Genomic DNA, 22,573 nt, shown 5'->3' on the forward strand with positions numbered 1-22,573 from the left:
TGAATAATTTGAGGTTTATATTTGCAATCCCACTTATTCTTATTGGTGCTTTTTTGATAGGGTTAACCAGTAATGGCATTGGTGTTAAAGGTAATGTCATTATGGATATTATAGGATGCGGATTAATGTTAATTGGATTTAAATTAATTGTTGCAAGAAAGAAAAATCAATCATCTTAAACAAACGGGCGGATTTGTCTAACAAGGGGTTATTGCGGCAACTCTTTCTTTATTGAACTAAAGAAGCAGTTTAGTGGATGGAGGGATTAAAAAACATAAGTATTTAAAATTATGTGAAATTCCAAAGATGTGCGGATTAACTCCTTAACTTGTCTCTATCAAAATGAACGCAATTTGCATTTACTTATTACATAATAGAATTTTTTTGAAAGGGTGTAATATTTACGATGGGTTGTAATAGTTCAAAACCCTGTGGTTCTTATACGGCTGATCCATCATTCTTCGCCTTTACTCGAGAATGCGACGGAGGCTTCGTTCAAGTATATCGAGCATTTACAAAATGTCTTCCTACAGTAACACTCCATTTCGCTAATACTGGTAGCTGTCCCGTTACATTAATTGTAAAACAGAAGAAAAAACGTCAATCAATTCAAATAGAACCGAACCATTCTTTTTATGCTTCTTTTGATTGTGTTAAGAAAGTAAAGGTTCAATGCAGTAATTCACCAGGAGGTACTTGTGGCTTTTTTGGGGATATACAAATTCACGGTTGTGTTTCTTGCTGCTAATTTTGACCAATAACCTTAGAACACTAACAAACAAAAAAGGGCGAATCCTAACGTTAAAGTATCCCTTTATTAGCAATTTATCTTCTGCTAAAGGAAAAATAAAATGCCAGACATAAAGCCCATTTCTGAGCCGATGTCCAAAACTTTTGCCAATATTTTTTTCTTACCGTGTTAGAAAAGGCTTAACTCAAAAAGAATTAGCAGACTTTTCATTCTAAAAAGGTAATGCTTTTTTAAGAACTACTTAGGTAAGTAACCTTGATTGAAGGGAAATTAATGCTTGTTGAAAAAAATCCTGACACATGGGAAGATCTTTAGGATTGTGTTGGTCAAATATTTGCAGATATTGGCTTTAATACTCAATTATACAGAAATATCAAGCGATAAAACGGCTAAACAACAGATTTTATCTGTTCCTCCATTAATCATTCTTTTCTTTATTCTCCTTTTGCAATTTCTTGTTTATTTTGTATTGTTTAGAAATTCTTTTAATGATAAATAAACCTACAATTAAGGCAAATAAGTTTAGTGAATCACCAAAATTAATAGATAGACTAAAGTTGTTATTTATATTTATATCGTTCTTGTTTTTGGTAGTGCCTTTAGAATTATTTTCCCTGTTATTCAAATTTATACCCCCGATTTGTTTATACTTCTTTCACGATTGTTACTCCTTATACATTGATAAAATATATGAACAAGTATATCCTTGTATGCTGACAAGGAAGTGAATGATTACACTTAGGTTCTAGTCAAGCCTAAATATGTTTCACAGTGAGATGAGTTGCCAGACAATTACCCAAATGAAGATATGACCGTCGGGAGTGAGGTTGTTTGGGAATTTCCATACGGGGGAGAATCAATAGCTAGAATTATGAAGGCGGTCGAAAATAAAGAATTAAAAATTGCATTGATTGTTACCAATTAGAAAGTACAGCCGTTAGAAGGGGATATTTCTTATCTTTATCAATTAGAATCGAATGGCGAAGGTACGCTTCTAAAAATTGAAATTGGGGATTTTTCACTATACAGAATGGTGAAATGTATTATGAAGCATCAGTAGAGTTTGTAGAGAAGGCGAAACAATTGATCAAAAATTTAGCAGAAGCCCTTAATTGATATGTTTTTAGTGAACATTCATAAATACAATATACATATCCCTCAGTGCCACACTAAGGGATTATTTTTAATTTACAATAACATTATATCAATTTCCTCCAGGATAGATTAAGGAAGGGTTTGCAATATTGTTTAATTGTAGGATCATCTACAATCGTCCCATAGTTTCTTGCAATCTGCCAAAGAGTCTCACCCAGAATAATTGGTGCCAGACCCCCCAGTACAGTAATACTTTAATTCACTGGGGTCAGGCATCTTTTGAGAAGGAAGCAGCTTTTATTAGTTAGATTATAGACACATAGACTTACAAACTTATAAGAAGTTTGATATTCTAAATTAATGAACCATTATTTATAATAATTGTAATTTATTGATAAAATTTATTAGCTTTCAGCTATAAATAAGGAAATTTATTACATGCTTGTATATGAAGCTACTAAAAGTGAATTTATCACAATGCTCATGATGGAATGATTGTTGACCGGATAACAGAGAAGTTCATGGAACAAATTGGTCGCACATTTAAGATCGAGGTAAGGTCATGGGAAAACTCAATGATGCATATGTATCGATTATTGAATGACGATGAAATTCCAAATGTGAAAACAAGAAAAATCAGGAAGTGATAGTGATTACGCTCAAAAGGGGGGGAAACACGTTTATGAATCCAGTAAAAATAGATTCCATTTCTATCACTGCAATAAGAGAAAAAGACGTGGAATTCATCATTGATTGGTTCGATCAGCATCAGCAATCGTTCTACACACTTGGTTGGTCCTATCTTAGTAATCAGCAGCAAATGGAAGAGCTCTTTTACCAGTCCATTATAGAAGTCCAAAAGGAATGTCCTCGATATAAAAGTAAAACACCTTTCGAAACGCAGGTTACATCCATTTTCATACATAACTGTCGAGAGCTTTCTGGTGATAGAAGTTTGCAAGGTTCGGAGGAAACTGAGCCACCACGTCAGGGTGTATTTAAAGCACTTGATCAATTGCAACAGGACGAGAAAGAAGCTATAGTCCTTACATATGTACAAGGATTCTCTCGAGAGGAAGCGGCGCATCTTCTCCAAGTTTCAGTGGAAATGATGAAAGAACTTTTGTTTTTCGGAATCCAGTCACTTAGAAACGAAATGAGGTCCGGAACAACCTTTCATGGCTGTAAGGAGTATCAAAAGGATTACCTCGATTACTTAGAAAGAAAGATGAATCGGCCGAAAAAGATTGATTTCGAAGTACATATTTATCATTGTCAAGAATGTCAGGAGGATCTGGCTACCTTTCAGGATGTCATGTTAACCATGTTAAATCTTACTGAAAGGATTGGGGATTTCCATGTGCCAGCTGATTTCATGGAGAATGTCAAAGCTAGGCTAGCAGAAAAGGATAAGCACAGACAGCTGAAGTTCAAGAAACGTAAAAGAATGGGGATTATTTTTGCAAGTGTTTTCGTATTATTAATGGGTATAGAATTTTTTACAAGGTCTTTTACCAACCTCTACTATACATTGACAGAAGATGATCAGCAATTGCGTGTCTTTTTACAACAGGGCCTCGGTGAGAGGCTGAACCTGGAAACGGAAAGCAATGGGGTGAAAATTAGAATCAAGAGCGCGATTGCTGATGATATTCAGACGCTTGTTTTTTATGAAATAGAAGATACAGCTGAAGATAATCAATATGTGATCGATTATTATGAGGGTTTATCTGTGGAGAATGAACATGAAATCATGAGTAGTGATACATATCCAAGATACTATCCTCCTGACTTTAAATCGGATGTAAATAATAAAGAAAAAAACGTGTTTCAAGGAAAGATGAGTTTACTACCACTCTCAACGGATAATGGGACAATCAAACTTAAGATTACAAAACTTCAAAAATTGATTCGTGATTCCTCTGACCAGAATAGTTTTAATGCTTACGTGAACATGGACTATGATATAGGGGATTGGAGCTTCGAGATCCCTGTAACGAAACAGCCCTCTACCGAATATGCATTGAATGAAGAAACAGAAGTTGAGGGGATCCCAGTTCGATTTGAAAAACTAACCATTGCTCCAACAGCGACGATTCTGCAATATGCTATTAATAGTGAACAGCCAAAGATGCAGATAGAACAACTTAATCTTAACAATCTAGAAGTGAACAATAAAAAAGTGAAAGCTGATAGATATGGTAGCTCTCATTTATATTCAAACATGGATTGGATTACACTTCAAAAACACTTTGACCCACTTTTTGGAGAAAAACCAAAAGGGGTTAACGTTCAATTCGAATCTGTTCATTTAATGATTTGGGATCAGAATACTATCATACTGGATGTTGCCGGAGAATATCCTCGAACCTTTGAATATGCTGGTACTACAATCTCCATTGACAAGGTCGAAGTGGGGGATCCTACCACTATTGTCATAAGTAATCATGAAATCAAGAATCGGCCATATGAGTCGATTGAATTCCATATTGTGGGTGAGGATGAGAATGAAGTTAGTGGGTGGGAGATGTCTTCTGAAGGAGTGCTTGTTGATAAAAACGGGGACGAATTCGATATGAATGAAATCCCTATTGCATATGATGAAATCGATCAGCCCCGTTATTTCACTACTGTTCAAGACATAAAGGTTCACAGTAACAACGCTGGAGAGGGCGTGATTCCTAAAAGGCTTGAGATTGATGGATATCGTACAAAAAAATATTTGGATGATGTTGTAAAGATTCCTTTGGAATAGCTGGCGAAGGAAAGGAATGAGGTAATACAGAAAGCATGATAGATATTTCAACTTTTGGGCCAGCCCCCTAGTCCGATAAAGTTTTAATGTACTGGGGGATTGGCCAACTAGCCTGGGAACGCCTAAACCTTCGATGTTTAGAGTCGCATTTGCCTATAAATTAATTTGATTCAGCTCAAGCGATGGATGCTTGGGCTTTTTTATGTCCAAAATGTAATTAGCGACATAAGCTCCTTGAAACTTTCCAAGCCAGTTCTGCTTGACACGACACTATTTTATGTCCTATTATGAATCGGAAAATTGAAGCGGGGTGTTCCTTGATGACAAATAGTCGAATGAATCCTAAGGTTGATGAATTTTTAAGTAAAGCTAAAAAGTGGAAGGAAGAATATGAGAAGTTGAGAAATATTGTTCTTGACTGTGACCTGACCGAAGAGTTCAAGTGGATGCATCCTTGTTACACGTTTGAGAAAAAAAACATCGTTTTAATACATGGATTTAAAGAATATTGTGCGCTTCTGTTTCACAAAGGTACCCTGTTAAAGGATGCCCATGGGATTCTAATCCAACAAACGGAGAACGTACAGGCGGCGCGCCAGATTCGGTTCACCAATGTGCAAGAAATAATTGAAATGGAACCTGTCTTGAAAGCATATATAAATGAAGCCATTGAAGTTGAAAAAGCCGGTTTGAAAGTGAAATTGAAAGAGAATACAGAATACATCATTCCAGAAGAACTTCAATGTAAATTCGATGAAATCCCTGACTTGAAAACTGCTTTTGAGGCGTTGACACCGGGACGGCAAAGAGCATACATACTTTATTTTTCGGGGGCCAAACAATCCAAAACACGGGATTCAAGGATTGAAAAATATATGCAGCAAATTCTCAATGGAAAGGGATTAAATGATTAGTATATTCGATGGGAAAATCAATTAAAAAAGCAAAAGCTGACATGGGATATTGCCTTCGTCAGCTTTTTTATGTTAAAACGTTAAACGTGATACCTGTTCGTCTCCGATAATAAGCCCGTCTATTTCTTGGAAACCTATAAATGCCCCCAATGACGGACAATTTTTAGTATATTTTCAAATTTAAAGACTCTAATCAATGGGCTATAGATTAGAGTCTCCGTTGCAAAGGTATTCTATTTATCTATTTGGATTTTGATTGTAATTGGTTCAACGTCCATTTGAACGTTTAATGCGGCGTATGATCCGACTTTGTCAATTCTGCCCCAGAACCCTTCCGTTTTGTTTGTTTTTCTAAAGGTAAATTTGAAGCCGATTCCTTTTTTGTCGTCCTCCATGTCAAACCAAATGGCTTCTGCTTTTTTGGCCTCGTTATCAATGAGGTCTTCAGTTAGCACCTTTTTTAATACTTGCGGACCGAAGATATCGGTTGCCATTGGATTTTTGCTATAGTATTCGATCCCTTTTGTCGTTTCGTGCTTTTTATTAAGATCGAACGTCCCAGCAGTTACGTTGAAACGGTCGCCTTTTTCCAAGTAGTGCATCGTTACATTGTTCATCGTAAAGCGCTTCCCCTTAGGTGTTGTCGCCCCCTGTAAATCGACAATTAATAAGCCGCTCTCACCAACAACTTCTATACTGTCATCCGCGCCATGGTATACCATGGCGGAATTTTCATCAATTCCAAAGCCATAACGTGTTTTATTATATTGGGTTGCCACAAGCAAACGTCCAAAACGACCCCGTTCGAGAAAATGCTGGTCAACAATTCCGTGTGGAAAAAATCCGAAACCGGTAGTTAGATACAGTTGATCGTTATCTACCTCTTGATCAGAGTGTTTAAGAAGATGAACTCCTTCCGTTAAGGCACTGACGCTCGTTCCATTCGCAATCATCGGATTGCTCATAATCGCAGCTCCTGCACTTGAACCGCCAAGAACCGCGCCGTTTTCATATATTTTTCGAATGGCTTTTAATACGACTGTATCTTCTCCATCTGATGTCATTAACGTTTTAACATGTCGTAATTGATCACCGCCCACAAACCAAATCGCGTCAGCTTCTTCTATTTTTTTCGCTATTTCGGGACTATTTCCGTTATCCTTCCACGCAGATTCATCCACGTCCTTTGTCGAAGGATCATCAATTACTGCGATTGGTGCCGTATAAATATTCGCAGCGGAAACACCGTAGTGAACGAAATCCTCTTTATATGCATTAGCACTTCCAATCGGTTCAGCGCTAGAAGCAGGAATAATCGCAATCTCTAAATCTTTTAGAGACTTCCCTTTATATTGTTGGGCTAAAGTTAAGTATTCCTTGTAAACCGCCTCATTATCTGAATCCAGAGCACCACCAACAATGACGAGCGAACCAGCATTCTTAGTTACATTTTTATTATTCTGAGCTGCTTCTACATCATATGATGATATCGTTATGGCAAACACCGTTAACACAAGAACACAAATAATGGATAATTTCCTCAACTTTAATCCCTCCAATTTTTTATTCAAATGTACCTTTTACAATCGGCACTTTATTTTCGACCATCACTTTCCCTTTGGCGATGACAGTGTCAATATCGAGAGTCTCTTTATCTAGTAAAACAATGTCAGCATCTGTTCCTTCTTCAATGCGACCCTTGTTCGAAAGCTTAAGCACATTTGCAGGGTTTAATGTAATAACCTGCAGGGCTGTTTCTAATGAAATTCCATCATTGATAACGGCATCTCGCGCCTCCATATATAAGGAGGAAACTTTTCCAACTTGAAGACCAATTAATTCTCCATTTTCGTTAAAAGTAGGCAGACTGCCTTGGCCATCAGACGAAAAAGTAATATTTTTTAGCGGCACACCGGCATCAAGCATCCGCTTCAACCCTTCGCTGCACTTCACTTCTCCTTCTTCAAAAAACTGCGGAACGGAACTCGTCGTAAAATCAACGTAACCACCGTTTTTGGCATACTCAATCCCAGCCAGGAATAAATCTTCATTCCGGTTAATATGGGTTGGGTGAAAGTGGGAAATAGGAATATTCGTCTTTTCAATGACTTCCTCAATCAAAGAGAGCTTATCTGCCCCATCGCCGAGATGAATCTCAACAAGGCCGGCCTTACCAGCTAAAATCCCGCCATTTCGGGCAGCGGTAGCAATTCTTGCAATTTCATCAGCCGCTGGTTCCGATGACCGATGATCGGCGATGGCAATTTCGCCAATCCCGATAATTTTGTCAATAAAAATGAGATCTTCCTCGATTTTGCCTGTGATCGTTCTTACTGGCAACTGATACGAACCTGAATGAATAAAGCATGTCACGCCTTCTTCTTCTAAGCCGTTCGCTTTCGCAAGCAGGCTTTCCATTCGTCTCGTTGTCCCATCCGTACCAAGAAGGCCGACGACCGTCGTAATGCCTGCAGTGGTTAAATCAGTTAACATCAACTCCGGCGTCCGGGTTTTGAAACCACCTTCGCCCCCGCCCCCAATGATATGAACATGGGCATCGATAAATCCAGGGACAACGATTTTGTCTGAAGCATCAATAATCGTAATAGGAACGAAATGATCAGGTTGTTCAATGAGCTCTCTTACATAACCGATTTTACTATCAACTAGCAATATATCCTTCTTGCCTAAATAATAAGGTGCATACACTTCCCCATTTTTAATTAAAGTAAGCACTATATTCCCCTCCTACGTTACACTCTAGATGTGCTCTTTTTAAAACGGACCATAATTGATTAGATGTGCGACAACAACTGCAATTAAGCCAATTACAAATTGGATAATCACTAACGGTAAAACCCACTTTGCCCATTTCGTCCATGGAATCCCAGCGATCGCCAACCCAGCCATTAAAGTACCGGCAGTTGGGAAAATAATATTTCCGATTCCATCAGCAAATGAGAAGGATAGAACAGCAGTCTGTCTTGTAATATCAAGCAAATCAGCGAGCGGCGTCATAATAGGCATTGTTAACATCGCATGTCCGCTTCCAGATGCTAAAATAAAGTGAATCACCGTTTGGAAACTATACATACCGATAACACTGATCGTTCCCGGAACATGACTAATCGCTTCCGATATTCCGTACAGCATCGGATCGACGATATGCCCTTGGTTTAAGACAACTAATGTCGCCCGCGATACCCCGATAATTAACGCACCGGTTATTAAAGCAGCGGAACCGCTCATAAAGTTTTTCACAAGATTATCAACAGAAAGTTTGCCAATGATGCCAATAACGATCGTTAAAATAATAAATAAAGCCGCAATCTCAGAAAGGTACCACTCATATTTGATTACTCCGTAAGCTAGAACGACATAGGCTGATAGAAATGCCCCAAGAATTAATTTATGTTTTGTTGTCAATTGCACATTTGATTTCAGCAGCTCGTTGGCAGCTGTTTTGTCGTAATTGCCGTAAAAACCTAATTCAGGGTTTCGTTTTACCTTCATCGCATAGCGATAAACAAAAATCACAGAAACTAGATAAACAACAACAAACAAGATTAAGCGTAATCCAATCCCTGAGAATAATGGAAGTTCCGCAATCCCTTGGGCAATACCAACTGTAAATGGATTCATAACAGCTGTTGTAAAACCAGCAGCCGCACCAAGGAGCACAATCGCCATCCCCGTGATCGTGTCAAAACCAAGGGCAATGGCGAGCGGAATTAATAAAGGTATATAAGCTAGCCCCTCTTCAGCCATCCCCATTAATGAACCTCCAGCAGCAAAGAACAGCATCATAATTGGGATTAACAGCTTTTCGCGTTTAGCTAGTTTTTTCGCCATTGTAGCGATTAAGACATCAATGGTCCCAGTCGCTTTGAATACACCAAAGAAACCCCCAATGATTAAAACAAAGAAAATAATACCGCCGGCTTCCACCATTCCTTTATGAATGGCTTTCACCATATCGAATGGATTTACTGGTGAAGATTCCGTCCATTGAAATGAATCCGCCTCAACAATGGTTCTGCCATCTACTTCTACTCGGTTGTATTCCCCTGCTGGCAAAATCCATGTTAAAATCATCGCCACGATAACTACTCCGAATAATAACGCAAAGGCATTGATTTGTACCGGCTTCTTTTTAGGCGCGGTTGGCGGTTCCACGTTCTTGCTCAATTGACTCATAAAACCATCTCCTTTTTAACTTTTAATGAATGACACTTAATTTATGTGCAATTATTGTGCCAACTCGAGGGTTGTGCAAATTCTGAAAATTAAATCATTAAAAGCTTTATATTGGTTCTTTTTGGGTCTTTTTGGTAGAATGAAAGAACCAATATAAAGCAAAAGGAGGATTCTACTATCAAACAATCACTTACCTTAATTGCAGGAAGTAGGCAGACAAAACAAGTTTTGCATGAACAGCTACAACAGTTATTGGGAGATTACGTCCAAATTGGAATTTACTCCACTGATGAAGGACTTCCCACCCAACTGACCGATGATTTCTTTTTGTTCTCATCAGAGGTGACAAGGCTAGAATCGCATGAGGTGTGTCAGATTACCGGCAAAGAAATGATGGTTGGAAAACGGACAATCCATCACCGATTCATTGACCAGCTGTTAAAAATCCCGCTTAATTCTGATGTGCTGATTGTCAATGATGATGATACCGCAACGATTGAAGTGATCGAATCGCTTTATCAGCTAGGTATTGATCATTTACGGTTCATCCCATATAAGAAGGACCAAATTTTTTATAAAAATATCGATATCGCCATATCTCCCGGCGAAACCCATCTTTGTCCGCCCTCAATTAATAAAGTCATTGATATTGGAGTTCGGCTGTTTGATATGGCAACGATTTTAAAAGTAGTAGAATACTTTTGTTTAGGCGAAAAAATCTCGTCATTGATTTCAGAAAGATATATTCGTAACATCATTGATTTACAACGGGAGCTATCATTCGCGGAACAAAATGCAAAACAAATGAAGCAGCATATTCAAAACGTGGTCAACACTGTCGATGACGGCATTATAGCGATTAATAAACAGCATCGAGTCACCGTTTTTAATCGGCGCTTAGGGGCCTTGTTTCATCTTCCTGTTGATGACGCCATCAATAAGAAATTGGAGGAAGTGATCGTCCAACAAGATCTTATCGACTTTATCTTACATAGTAATGAAGAAAGTAAATTTTTTACGATTTACGGTGTGGATCTTGTCATTTTCCGTCATCAAATGGAAACGGAAAATACAATCGTGGCGACTTTTAAGAGTATTCATCAAGCGTTTGAAGTTGAAAAAATGGCGCAGAGGGAATTGAAAAACAAAGGTTTTTACGCCAAATACGACTTTGATGACATCGTTGGGGACCACCCGCTCCTCAAAGAAACAAAACAAATCGCCAAAAAGCTGGCCCTCTCCGAGCATCCGATTTTAATTCAAGGGGAAACAGGGACGGGAAAAGAATTATTCGTCCACTCGATCCATCTTCATTCAATGCGAAAAAACGGACCATTTATCGCCATCAATTGTAGTGCTTTAACCGAAAATTTACTTGAAAGCGAATTGTTTGGCTACGAGGAAGGGGCTTTTACTGGTGCGCAAAAAGGCGGAAAAAAGGGGTTGTTCGAATTAGCGGATAATGGAACGATTTTTTTGGATGAAATAGGCGATATTAGTCTCGCCGTTCAATCCCATTTATTACGGGTCCTTCAAGAGAAAGAATTGCGGCGAATCGGCGGGAGAAAAGTCATTCCCATAAATGTCCGGGTCATCGCGGCCACAAATAAGGACATTCAACTAAAATCGGAAGAAGGCTCATTTCGTTCTGATTTATTTTACCGCTTGAACGTTCTTGCGCTTTCTGTTCCACCGCTTCGAGATCGAAAAACGGATATCCCGTTATTGGTCAAACATTTTATTACGAAAAGCGGAAAATGGGTCAAGGTTGAAGAAAATCTCCCAGAACAGCTACAAAAACACGAATGGTTAGGTAATATCCGTGAATTAAAAAGCACGATTGACTATATGCTCACCATCTGTGATGGAAATAAGATTGAACTGAAAGACATTCCTTACAACCGCTTTCAAAAAAATAGGAAGCAAGAGATAGTAACGAGCTATCCAATTCCTAACAATTTATTAGAAATATATGAATATACATTTATCCTCGAAACGATTAAAAACTGTAATGATAACGGTAAGCCCTCAAGTCGACAGCATATTTCAATGGTTAGCGAGGAAACCGGTTCTTTTTTATCGCCACAGCAAGTTCGCAGACGATTGGATTACCTCGAAACCAAAGGCTTCATTACGAAAGGCCGGGGAAGATCCGGGACAAAAATTACCACGATCGGGGTAGAGTATTTACACCAGCTTAAATTACATGCAACATAACAACAGCCGATAAACTTAATACTGCTCCTTTAGGCTTTCTTTATTTATTAAACTGACACGAGAAAAAGCGGTTGAGGCGACAAGAGGGATTTTGTCACTTCAACCGCTTTTGGACTAAGGTGCCTGACCCTCAATACGGTAAAGCATTAGATTGCCAGGGGGGCAGGCATCTTATCTTAAAATTAGTAATGTTATGAAAAGAGAATTAAGATAGAACACTAGAAAAGAGTTTAGATGTTTTTCGGTTTATCTACCAAAATAAATTAATTTTAAGGTAATATGCTACATGAAAAGAGATAGTAGGAATTATCGATCACAGGAATTATGTAAAATAGTTAGACAAAAAAATGTACTTTTGTCATTCCGTCATTTCAGCTAATAGAAGTTATGTTGATTATTTAAGGAAAGAGCGCAATTGTTGAATAAATAAATCCCAATTTCTCATTTATATCACTGAGGGATTGGGATTTTTAATCCTTTAAATCCTTAACACGTTAAATCCGTGTTTGGCTGTAGGTACTCTGTTAATTGGTTTGTAAAGTTTTGAGCAGTTTTTGATAGATAATGATTTTTCAGCCATATTAAGCCTGTAGATGCAGATAACTCTGTATCTTTAATTTTGAAAGCCTGGATATTGTAGTTTTTGTATTGTTTAATGACGGTTTCTGGAACAATAGCTCCTCCAAAATTACATGCGACTAAATCTAATAAAAGGGAGATATCAGAGCATTCGGCAATAATGTTCGGCTGTAGTTGAGCTTTCGAAAATGCTTCCAAAATCATATAATGAACTCCCAGTCCTTCTGTACTCGGTAAAATCAGAGGGTGGTTTTGAATGTCAGCAAGCATAACCTGATGATTAAAAGGTTCGTTTTTATTTGAAGTTATAAAGTAAAAAGGTTCTGTATGAAGATGGATAGCTGAAAAATCATCTAACTCGAGCGGTAATCGTATAATCGCCAGCTCTACAATCCGGTCTTTCACTAATTGACAAAGTTGAGATGACTCATTTTGATGAATTTTATAGGTAATCTTAGGATATTTTTTGTGGAATTGGTGAAGTAACTCAGGTAATCCGACTACCGAAAAAGTATTAATACCTATCGTCAATCTTCCACTTACTCCGTTTCCGACTTCCTTTACTTCCATTTTGGCTTCTTCCATTAACTGAGTCATTTGTAGTGCATACTTATATAAGGATTTTCCTGCTTCCGTCACTTCTAAAGATCTTCCATTTCTCTCTACTAATTTCGTTCCCAATTCATCTTCCATTGTTTTCAGGTGCTGACTAAGTGGAGGCTGGGAGATATGAAGTCTTTCAGCTGCAGCAGAAATTTTTCTTTCTTCTACAATAGCTATAAAATATCGAAGTTGTCGAATATCCATCTGCAGAAATACACCCTTCCTATATGAAAAACTTTAGTAAAATTAATTTTTTTTATATTTTTCATATACTGCATTCTAAGATATCATGATTTTAGATAAAAAGAAATTTCTCGAAACGGCTTTAACAGCGATGACTTTTCGATAGGAAAGATTTTCAAGGTGTTAGCTAGAACATCGAGATACTTAAATAAAAGCTTTTCTTGTTGGAGACCCTTATTTATCAGCCATGTAGAACTAATTTCTATTCGCACTTAGAAGTCTCAACAATAAACATCATGTATAAGGGTGAAATAATATGAAGCAACAACGTTTTTACAGCAGTTTAAGCATATTTCAATGGTTTTTTTTCTTGCTGGCCACTTCTATTGCATTACCGATCGTAATTGGACAGGTATTTCATTTAACGATAGAGGAAATATCCGAATTGATGCAACGAACTTTTTTTGTGGTGGGCATTAGCTCTTTCATACAAGGATGGCTCGGACATCGATATCCGATCGCTGACGGTCCTGCAGGTTCATGGGTCAGTGTATTTGTCATTTTAGCGGGTATGGCGATTCAGCAGGGGGAAAGTAGGACAGAAACATTACAACTATTAGAAGGCGGCTTGCTAGTTACGGGATTTTTACTATTTATTCTCGGTATAACCGGACTGGTTAATCGGTTGCTGTTTTTGTTCACTCCTTTAGTTACTGGTTCTTTTCTTTTGATTCTGACTCTTCAACTTAGTGGTGTTTTTTTAGAGGGAATGCTCGGAATACAAGAACAGTTCAACCTGGATTATGGAATAGCAGCGATTTCATTTGGCGTATTTGTTTTAGTGATTGTGCTATCAATTAAAGGAAAAGGATGGATGAAAAGTTACTCTGTGCTGTTAGGAATTTTAATTGGGTGGTTACTATATTTCTTATTAGGAAAAGCCCCCAATACGATTTCCACACAGGCTTCCTTTATTAAATTACCAGAAATTTTTGCATGGGGGACTCCGCAGTTAAATGCTGGAATGGTTATAACCTCCATTATCTTTACGTTTATTGTAGTCTCTAATACAATAGCTGCCGTTACGGCTGTTAAACAAGCGGTTCCAGAATCAGAAAAATCCGAAAAACAAACCATTAATCGCGCTAGTTGGGCAGGTGGTATTACACATGTTCTATCAGCTCTTTTTTCTACGATTGGAATTGTGCCATTGCCAGTATCGGCAGGATTTATCCGATTAACCGGGCAAAAACGAATGATGCCTTTCCTGGTAGCGAGTTTAGCTTTATCAGGTATAGCCTGCGTTCCGGCGATCGTCAACTTCTTAGCTATGCTTCCTGCCCCTATTGCTTGTGCCGTAAGTTTAGCATCCTTTGTCCAAATGATCGGGATTTCGTTTCAGTCCCTTTTGAAAGACGAATTAGATCAACGCCGGTTAACTATATTAGGAATCACATTGCTAATCAGTTTTGGAATAATGTATCTTCCTAAAGAAATATTTCAGAGTCTGCCTACGATTCTCCAATATTTTTTAAGCAATGGTCTCATTGTTGGTACGATCATCGTAATTATGCTAGAACAACTATGGAAAACAAAAAACATTAGTAAAAAAAATCATATTTAACTTTTCAAGGAGTCTTTTTAAATGAGTCACGTAGAATTCACGAAAATAGCAATCGAGTATTTGCTCTTTGGAAAGAAATGAATAAATAAATTACATGTTTTCTAAGAGAAAAAGCCGTAGAATGTAAATTTCACTCCTCAGGTAAAAAGAACGGAGAAACAGTGGGAGAATAGAGGCGAATATTTTATGCGGAAGTGGATGATGGCATTTATAGGATGTATTCTCTTGCTGCAAGGTTGTATTACTAACACTAGTGGAGAACTGAAAAAACAAGCAAAGGAGAAGGAAATCGTGAGCGAAGAATTAAATAAACAGTTGCTTCAAGCAGCAGAACGTGGAGAGGCAGACACCATAAGCGAACTCATTAAGAAAGGTGCGAATATCAACGCACAAGACTCAAAAGGACGGACTGCAGCTATGGTTGCGACCTATAACAATGATGTAGAAACCTCAAAAGTACTCATCAAGGCAGGGGCAGATGTGGACATCCAGGATGATATGAAAAACAATCCCTTCCTGTATGCTGGTGCAGAAGGATATATAGATATTCTAAAACTTACGATTGAAGCAGGGGCCGATCCGGCGATTACAAACCGGTATGGGGGAACTGCTTTAATCCCTGCCTCAGAACATGGATATGTGGATGTAATCAAAGAACTTCTCACCCATACGGATATTGATGTGAATCATGTCAATAATCTCGGTTGGACCGCTTTAATAGAAGCAATTATTTTGAATGATGGAGACGAAAAGCAGCAGCAAACGGTGCAATTGCTGATAGAACATGGGGCGGATGTGAACATTCCAGACAATAATAAGGTGACTCCTTTACAACATGCACATGTGAAAGGCTTTAAAGAGATTGAAAAAATTTTTTTAAAAGCTGGGGCAAAATAAATACTTGAAGCTGTTATGATTGCCAAACTCAAATAACAGCTTTTTTAAACCCTTATCTGTTCACATCAAGGAAAGATGATTTATCGTTAAGGCGCGTTTATATAGGAACGCGTCTTTTTTACTTAAAGGGATATTTAATTGAGTAATTGCTATTTTTTTTTAACCCTCCTTGAACAAAAAACAAGGGATCCCCTTGAAATTTGTCCGATAGAAAGGGTCAATGAACCAAAAAATAAGGGGTCCCCTTATAGACTGTTTAGTTTGAATGCTAAGTAGAATAAAAAATCGGTGTATTTTCCAATTAACGAGTGTCGTTCAATAAAGGAATTTATGATACAGTGTTACAATACTAACGGAGAAGTTTAGTCCTCATACAATTATGAGTAAAAACAAGGGGGAAACTAATATGACAAAGATAAATAAGGAGTTGTCTCTAGAACAACGTGAAGAACTACTCGGAACTTTGAAAGCCCGTTTTGAGAAAAACATGCACCGCCATAAAGGTCTTGAATGGGCTAATGTACAAGCTAAGCTCGAAGCTAATACTGAAAAACTGTGGTCACTCAATGAAATGGAAGGAACTGGCGGTGAACCGGATGTTGTTGGCTATGACAAAGAAACGGGCGATTATATTTTTTATGATTGTTCAGCGGAAAGTCCTAAAGGTCGCAGAAGTGTTTGTTACGACCGTGAAGCGCTGGAGTCAAGGAAAAAACATAAACCAGAAAATAACGCTATTGATATGGCAACGGCCATGGGCATTGAACTTTTAACGGAAGAACAATACCGGGAGCTGCAGAAACTTGAAAATTTCGATATGAAAACCTCGAGCTGGGTGCAAACACCTGCTAATATTAGAAAACTTGGTGGGGCCATCTTTTGTGATCGTCGATACGACACTGTCTTTATGTACCACAATGGAGCAGATTCCTACTATGCTGCCAGGGGTTTCCGTGGCTCGCTAAGGGTTTAAATTTAGGATAAGGTGCCTGACCTCCACTACAGTAATGCTTTAAAACACTGGAGACAGGCACCCTTTTTACGGTAATCTTTTCCTCCTGCGTTACCATCCAATAAAACAGACAAAATCCCTACCCTTTAATTAGTTGGAGTAATCCGAAAAGTCTGGTGCTATAGATTGTAGAACTGCCTCTTTTTTTGAAATGGTAGTAATGTACCACGAGCATGTATTAAGACTTTAAATAAAATTCAACCCTTATCCCTTCTAAAATATTACGGCCAAAAGAAAAAATGGGTATTTTTTCATTGGCCGTGGACAAGATAAAATCGGAAGGGGGTCAATCATGACAAATTATTTAATTTTTGATCCATTAATTCAGATGGGAATCAAGCAGATAAAACGCGAATCGCTTTCAGATGAGGAAATCATCAAGGAATCAGACAATATAGTAGACAGGATAGCGGGTTTTATGGAAGAAAGTGTTTCTGAACTGTTAAGAAATAACCCTGGGCTTACAACACACATTAAGAATTGCATTCAAGAACAAATCAATACAACCCAAAAAATCGCCACTAGTTCACAGGAAAGCCAACTAACAATAACAATGGTGGTATGATTCCAGAAAATAAATGGAAGCCAGGAAGTCAGTCTGGGATTGATGTTAACTTCCTAAACATTCCAGGAGTAGAAAACGCTACGAGTGAGTTCAAGTTTCCAGTAGGTTGTGATTATTTTACAATTAAAGGAATTATTATTAGGAAAGATCCTATTACGGTTAGTAGCTACACTAAAAATAAAGTATATCCAGCATTTAAATTGGTAGACGGAGATGGGACAGTTAGAATAAGACCTGCTGAAGGTAGACCTAGTCAAAATGATAACTCGTACACATATAAAATCACAAGACATGTGGAGTGTGTGTCGAGACTGGTAAAGAAAAAGTGAAACGGCAAGAATCAGGACTGTCATCTTCCAAGTTTTACTTGTAGTCAAAACGAAGAAAGCCTGCTAGAATTGCAACCAAAGTAACCACTCGAGGGGTTACTAACTTAAGTTTCGCAGCAGAAATCCAACATTAAAGCCTTGATATAACTAGGCTGTGAGGTGGTGCGAAACATGAGTTAATAAATATATCTATTAAAAAATTTATCTAAAAGAGGGATACTATCCATGAGCGGCTATAACGCAGTATTAGCAAGAAATACGGAAAATGCTCCAAACGGTATCGGTACATATTCACAAACTGTAGCTTTCTCTCATTACAATCATCTCTCAGCTCAATTACCTATCGAACCCAAAACTGGTAAATTGGTAGCTGGTGGTATAAAAGAGCAGGCTGAACAGTGCTTTAAAAATATCAAGGCAATTGTAGATAGCATCGATCATGTTATGAGCGATGTTATTAGAATCACTGTATTCGTTAAGAATATCAAAGATATTGACGCTGTAGACGAAGTTTATAAAACATTCTTCCCAACCTATGTTCCTACACGGACAAATGTCGCAGTTGCAGCTTTACCTATGGATGCTTTGGTGCAAATTGAAGCACTTGTTTCAAACGGTGAAGGTACAATTCCAAACGCACCACAAGCAGGCGACCTCATAAAGCTTACAAATAACACGGCAAATGCACCAACAAGTCCTTTATCTACACAAACTGTGTCTTTCTCTCATTACAATAATCTTTCAGCTCAATTACCTATCGATCCGAAAACGGGTAGATTGGTAGCTGGCGGTGTAAAAGAGCAGGCTGGACAGTGCTTAAAAAATATCAAAGCAATTTTAGAAAGTATCGACGTTCCTTTTGACGATATTGTTAAAATTAATATCTTCCTTAAAAACCTTTCGGATATTGAAGCCGTAAACGAAGTTTATACAACATTTTTCCCAGATTCGGCTATCGCCAGGACCGCAGCCTATGTCCCTGCACGGACAACAGTTGCAGCTTCAGCTCTACCTATGGATGCTTTGGTACAAATTGAAGCAGTGGTGTCACACGGAGATGGTACACCTCCACAAGCTGTTGAAGCCAGACATGGAATCGTTATATGGGCAAACAACACTGAAGATGCACCAAAGTGTTCTCTATCTACACAAACTGTAGCGTTTTCTCATTACAATCACCTTTCAGCTCAATTACCTTTGGATCCAAAAACTGGTGGATTTGTAGCTGGTGGTGTAAAAGAGCAGGCTGAACAGTGCTTGAAAAATATCAAGGCAATTGTAGAAAGTATCGACCACGTTATGGACGATGTAGTTAAAGTAAATATCTTCCTTAAAAATATTGCGGATATAGATGCTGTAGACGAAGCTTACAAAACATTCTTCCCAGGCGGTGTTCCTGCACGAAGAACAATTGGCGTATCAGCTTTACCTAAAGATGCTTTAGTCCAAATCGATGCAGTTGTAGCAAACGCTGAAGGAACACATCCAAAAGCATAACAGGCATTTGTTTATAAATTCAGGAACTATCAAAGTTACTTGTTAATGCCGATGGTGAATTCGAAATCGCATATCCTATTCATAAAAAGGGGCTGTCTCAAATGAAAAGCGAGACAGCTTTTGTTTTTTAACAGTGCAGATGAAAAAGCATCGAGATTTTAGCCGATTATGGCAGAAATCTTGATGCTTTTTTAGTTTCCGGGCATAACAAAAAAAACTGGGTTAGCATGCGAATCTATGCGATTGAATTTTTATAGAGGGTAACACTTAAACTTTGAGTTTGGATACTTTTGTGAAGTTTGTTCAGTTTATAGCCAAAACACAGAAGCATAAACCCAACCTTCACACTTTGTTTCTCTCTTGTTAAAAATCTTCGAACTCCGTAATCTTCCTTTAAAAAACTCCGAATACACCTTCCGCTTGGATTGATCGATTCATTCGCAAGAAAATTCCAAGCGGGCTAATAATGTTCTCAAGGGGTCTGTAAAGACTTTATCAAGATAATTGAATAATTGTTCAGAATAAAGCTCTCAAACCACAACAAGTTTGAAAGTTTTATTGCGAACAATTTTTACTAAATGGTAAAGTTGTAGCAGCACTACAAGGTGCCGAACAGAAATGGTGCCCGTTCCAATCTAAAAAGAGCAGAGGATAGGACTCTAAAAAAGCGGATCATTATAATTCCTTTTAAAGAAAATTCCCTTTCGCCAAGGCCCCAATAGGTCCTCAAGACATCATTTTTGTCTACTCAAGGCATGTTGAAGCGGTCACGAAATTGAAGTTAATTTTGTAACCACCTAAAAAAAATTATAAAAGCTCTAGTCTATTAACTAGGGCTCTTCGTTATGGGAGGTGCGAGAATATTTCATTCATGTAATAATAGAATACAATATTCACTATTTATAACGATTTAGGAGAGGAATTAGATGTATGCTAAGCTAAAGTTTGCACTATCCATGGCCATATTCGGATCAATCGGTCTATTTTCAGAAAAAACAGGTCTGCACTCGATAGAATTAGTTTTTATCCGATGCCTCAGTGCAAGTATCCTTTTAGGAGCCATATGGGGATTTAGTACACTAAAAACAAAACAACAGGTGAAAATTACGATTCCTCGTCGGGAATATTACCTTGCTTTATTATGCGGATTATTTCTTATCATCAATTGGGTCTTTTTCTTTCGATCTTTAGAAGTTATGTCTATTACAGTGGCCGTATCTATTTATCATTTGGCACCTGTGATTGTGCTTCTCGTAGGCTCTTTCATCTTTAAAGAAAAATTAACAGGAATGGGATTGGCCTTTTTCTTTGTTTGTCTTTTAGGAACATTGTTAGTTGGAGGCATTCATCAGCACACAAGTATTGCTGGGTTTTTATCCACGGGTGTTTTATGGGCGTTTGCAGCAGCGCTCTTCTACGCTCTTACGTCGATCACGGGAAAGGGAATTCAATTGCTCAGTCCTCTAGTAACAACCGTCATTCAAACGAGTCTCGGTGTATTATTATTGATGCCACTAGTGGATTGGTCATACTTTACCCAACTTACCTCTGAAAACTGGTTCTATATTCTTGTTACTGGATTTATCCATACTGGCTTTGTCTATTACTTGTTTTTCAATAGTTTGCGAGAATTAAAGGCTCAAACGATCGCACTATTAGTCTTTGTTGATCCCGTTGTTGCCATCTTATTGGATGTAACTATTTTGAACTATCGTCCGGATGTCTATCAGCTTCTCGGAATATTGCTCGTATTTGTGGGGATCAGTTATTCTCCTAAAAAAGAAAGAAGTGTAGAAAAGAGTAAATTTATTCGCACAAGCTAATTGTACATAGCACGCTGTTTGGTAAGAAAAAGCGTGTTATAAGCTCGGCTAATTGGCTCATATCTGCTCGGTTAGTTTTGTATATTCAACTTTAAAACCCAGCTACCTTCACATAAGAAGGTTAGCTGGGTTTCTTTATTATTTATTTCTAATCTTTATAGAACTATTCCACTCTGTTATCCAAGGAGTCTCACCAGAAAATCTAGTTACGTCAGAACTCACTGTGTCAAGACACATTTTCTTCAGCTGTATATTCCTTTAATGGGTTAAACTGTTTCTCGCTTTTCGCAAGAACAACTGTTGCCACTGCGTTACCAATTAGATTTGTTATAGCACGTGCCTCTGACATAAAGCGGTCTACACCCAATAGCAGAGCTATACCTTCAACTGGAATAGGGCTGCCTGGAAGAGACGTCAACGTTGCGGCCAATGTAATAATGGCAGAACCAGTTACTCCTGCAGAACCCTTAGAGGTAAGCATCAGCACCCCGAGTACTATGGCAATTTGCATCCATGAAAGGTCGATGCCATAGGCTTGGGCGATAAACAAACAGGCCATAGTGTAATAAATACACTGTCCATCTGGGTTAAATGCATATCCAGTTGGAACTACAAAGCCGGTAATTGACTTAGAACAACCATACTTTTGCATTTTATCGATTAAACTTGGCAAAGCAGACTCTGAAGAAGAAGTTCCCAGGACAAGAATAATCTCTTCTTTGATATGTTTAATTAAGTTGAAAATGCTAAATCCGTAAAACTTGCATATAGCCCCCAATACAACTACAACAAACACAAACATTGTGGCGTAAACAGCACCTAGCATTTTACCGAGTGAAAAAAGAGACTCAATGCCAAAATTCCCGATTGTATACGCCATAGCTCCGCCAGCCGCCAAAGGCGAGAATTTCATAATCATAGAAACAATCTTAAAAAACACGTCATTAATTTTTTCGAAGAAAGTAATAAGCGGTTTTCCGTTCTCCCCCAAAGAAGAAAGCGCAACGGCAAACAATAAAGCAAAGAACAAGATTGGAAGCATAGAACCGGTGGTAAAAGCCCCTATAGCACTATCTGGGACAATGCTTAAAATAAAATCTTTGAATGTAAGGCTGGTTCCTGCAGCTTGTTCTGTAATTTTCGCAACATCAGCAGCACCTTTACTAGCACCACTTGTATCCAAACCATCACCGGGTCTGACAATTAACATAACCACTAACCCGATGACTAAGGCAAAAGTTGTCACAACTTCAAAATAGATTAATGATTTAGTTCCAATTTTTCCGATCTTCTTCATGTCCCCCATACTGGCAAAACCTAGAACAATGGTAAGGAAAATAATTGGACCGATGACCATCTTAATCATTTTTATGAATATATCTACTAGGATTTTTAATTGAACACCAAAATCAGGGAATAGATATCCAATCAAAATACCAGTAAAGATGGCGAATACCACCTGTACAGTTAAATTTTTTAGAATTTTTTTCATGCAGATTCCTCTCTCTCCATATTTAAATGTAATATGGTCT

17 protein-coding genes are annotated in these 22,573 nt (G+C 38.0%); 11 read left to right on the forward strand and 6 right to left on the reverse strand.

What is annotated here, in order from left to right; translation table 11 throughout:
- Positions 1–1,169 precede the first annotated feature (1,169 nt).
- Positions 1,170–1,376, reverse strand: coding sequence for a hypothetical protein (locus tag BGM26_RS04030; protein ID WP_217038449.1), 207 nt, complete (start codon positions 1,374–1,376; stop codon positions 1,170–1,172).
- Between the two features lie 156 nt (positions 1,377–1,532).
- Here BGM26_RS04030 and BGM26_RS04035 point away from each other — a divergent pair, with 156 nt between their 5' ends.
- The 3 genes from BGM26_RS04035 (at position 1,533) to BGM26_RS04045 (ending at position 5,515) form a co-directional block, all read left to right on the forward strand.
- Positions 1,533–1,676, forward strand: a complete 144-nt coding sequence (locus BGM26_RS04035) for a hypothetical protein (protein ID WP_217038450.1) — start codon at positions 1,533–1,535, stop codon at positions 1,674–1,676.
- Positions 1,677–2,528: 852 nt separating this feature from the next.
- A complete protein-coding gene (locus BGM26_RS04040; RefSeq protein WP_217038451.1) occupies positions 2,529–4,601 on the forward strand; it encodes a DUF4179 domain-containing protein in 2,073 nt (690 codons plus the stop codon).
- A gap of 320 nt (positions 4,602–4,921) precedes the next feature.
- Complete coding sequence (locus tag BGM26_RS04045; RefSeq protein ID WP_217038452.1) at positions 4,922–5,515, forward strand: YdeI/OmpD-associated family protein; 594 nt, start codon at positions 4,922–4,924, stop codon at positions 5,513–5,515.
- A 233-nt stretch (positions 5,516–5,748) separates the two neighbouring features.
- Here the strand turns inward: BGM26_RS04045 and BGM26_RS04050 are convergent, their stop codons facing one another.
- Genes BGM26_RS04050 through BGM26_RS04060 form a run of 3 tightly spaced genes read right to left on the reverse strand, consistent with a single transcriptional unit; the run spans position 5,749 to position 9,712 of the window.
- Entirely contained in the window at positions 5,749–7,059 is a 1,311-nt protein-coding gene (locus BGM26_RS04050; RefSeq protein WP_217038453.1) for a cyanophycinase, read from the reverse strand.
- A 19-nt stretch (positions 7,060–7,078) separates the two neighbouring features.
- Entirely contained in the window at positions 7,079–8,251 is a 1,173-nt protein-coding gene (gene iadA, locus BGM26_RS04055; RefSeq protein ID WP_217038454.1) for a beta-aspartyl-peptidase, read from the reverse strand.
- Between the two features lie 39 nt (positions 8,252–8,290).
- A complete protein-coding gene (locus tag BGM26_RS04060) occupies positions 8,291–9,712 on the reverse strand; it encodes a YfcC family protein (protein ID WP_217038455.1) in 1,422 nt (473 codons plus the stop codon).
- 177 nt (positions 9,713–9,889) lie between these two features.
- Between BGM26_RS04060 and BGM26_RS04065 the strand changes: the two genes are divergently transcribed.
- Positions 9,890–11,929 (forward strand): sigma-54 interaction domain-containing protein, encoded by a 2,040-nt coding sequence (locus tag BGM26_RS04065; protein WP_217040638.1) that lies wholly within the window; start codon positions 9,890–9,892, stop codon positions 11,927–11,929.
- A gap of 486 nt (positions 11,930–12,415) precedes the next feature.
- On the opposite strand, the gene BGM26_RS04070 is transcribed toward BGM26_RS04065, so the two are convergent.
- Positions 12,416–13,315, reverse strand: a complete 900-nt coding sequence (locus tag BGM26_RS04070) for a LysR family transcriptional regulator (RefSeq protein WP_217038456.1) — start codon at positions 13,313–13,315, stop codon at positions 12,416–12,418.
- Between the two features lie 295 nt (positions 13,316–13,610).
- On the opposite strand from BGM26_RS04070, the gene BGM26_RS04075 reads away from it, so the two are divergent.
- From BGM26_RS04075 to BGM26_RS04105, 7 genes are all read left to right on the forward strand, one after another.
- A complete protein-coding gene (locus BGM26_RS04075; RefSeq protein WP_217038457.1) occupies positions 13,611–14,918 on the forward strand; it encodes a purine/pyrimidine permease in 1,308 nt (435 codons plus the stop codon).
- Positions 14,919–15,104: 186 nt separating this feature from the next.
- Positions 15,105–15,815 (forward strand): ankyrin repeat domain-containing protein, encoded by a 711-nt coding sequence (locus BGM26_RS04080; RefSeq protein WP_217038458.1) that lies wholly within the window; start codon positions 15,105–15,107, stop codon positions 15,813–15,815.
- Positions 15,816–16,221: 406 nt separating this feature from the next.
- Complete coding sequence (locus BGM26_RS04085) at positions 16,222–16,788, forward strand: DUF4256 domain-containing protein (RefSeq protein ID WP_217038459.1); 567 nt, start codon at positions 16,222–16,224, stop codon at positions 16,786–16,788.
- Between the two features lie 331 nt (positions 16,789–17,119).
- Positions 17,120–17,392 carry a hypothetical protein gene (locus BGM26_RS04090; protein WP_217038460.1) on the forward strand — a complete coding sequence of 91 codons (273 nt, stop codon included), beginning with the start codon at positions 17,120–17,122 and terminating at the stop codon, positions 17,390–17,392.
- Positions 17,389–17,721 carry a hypothetical protein gene (locus tag BGM26_RS04095; protein ID WP_217038461.1) on the forward strand — a complete coding sequence of 111 codons (333 nt, stop codon included), beginning with the start codon at positions 17,389–17,391 and terminating at the stop codon, positions 17,719–17,721. Before BGM26_RS04090 ends, BGM26_RS04095 begins: the two co-directional genes overlap by 4 nt.
- A 225-nt stretch (positions 17,722–17,946) precedes the next feature.
- On the forward strand, positions 17,947–19,218 hold the full coding sequence (locus BGM26_RS04100; RefSeq protein ID WP_217038462.1) for a RidA family protein: 1,272 nt from the start codon (positions 17,947–17,949) through the stop codon (positions 19,216–19,218).
- 926 nt (positions 19,219–20,144) lie between these two features.
- Complete coding sequence (locus BGM26_RS04105; protein ID WP_217038463.1) at positions 20,145–21,041, forward strand: DMT family transporter; 897 nt, start codon at positions 20,145–20,147, stop codon at positions 21,039–21,041.
- 226 nt (positions 21,042–21,267) lie between these two features.
- Here BGM26_RS04105 and dctA read toward each other — a convergent pair whose 3' ends face one another.
- On the reverse strand, positions 21,268–22,533 hold the full coding sequence (dctA, locus tag BGM26_RS04110; protein WP_217038464.1) for a C4-dicarboxylate transporter DctA: 1,266 nt from the start codon (positions 22,531–22,533) through the stop codon (positions 21,268–21,270).
- Positions 22,534–22,573: the final 40 nt, after the last annotated feature.

Origin of the sequence: Bacillus sp. FJAT-29790 (assembly GCF_019039215.1) — a bacterium.
Taxonomy (GTDB): domain Bacteria; phylum Bacillota; class Bacilli; order Bacillales; family Cytobacillaceae; genus Cytobacillus.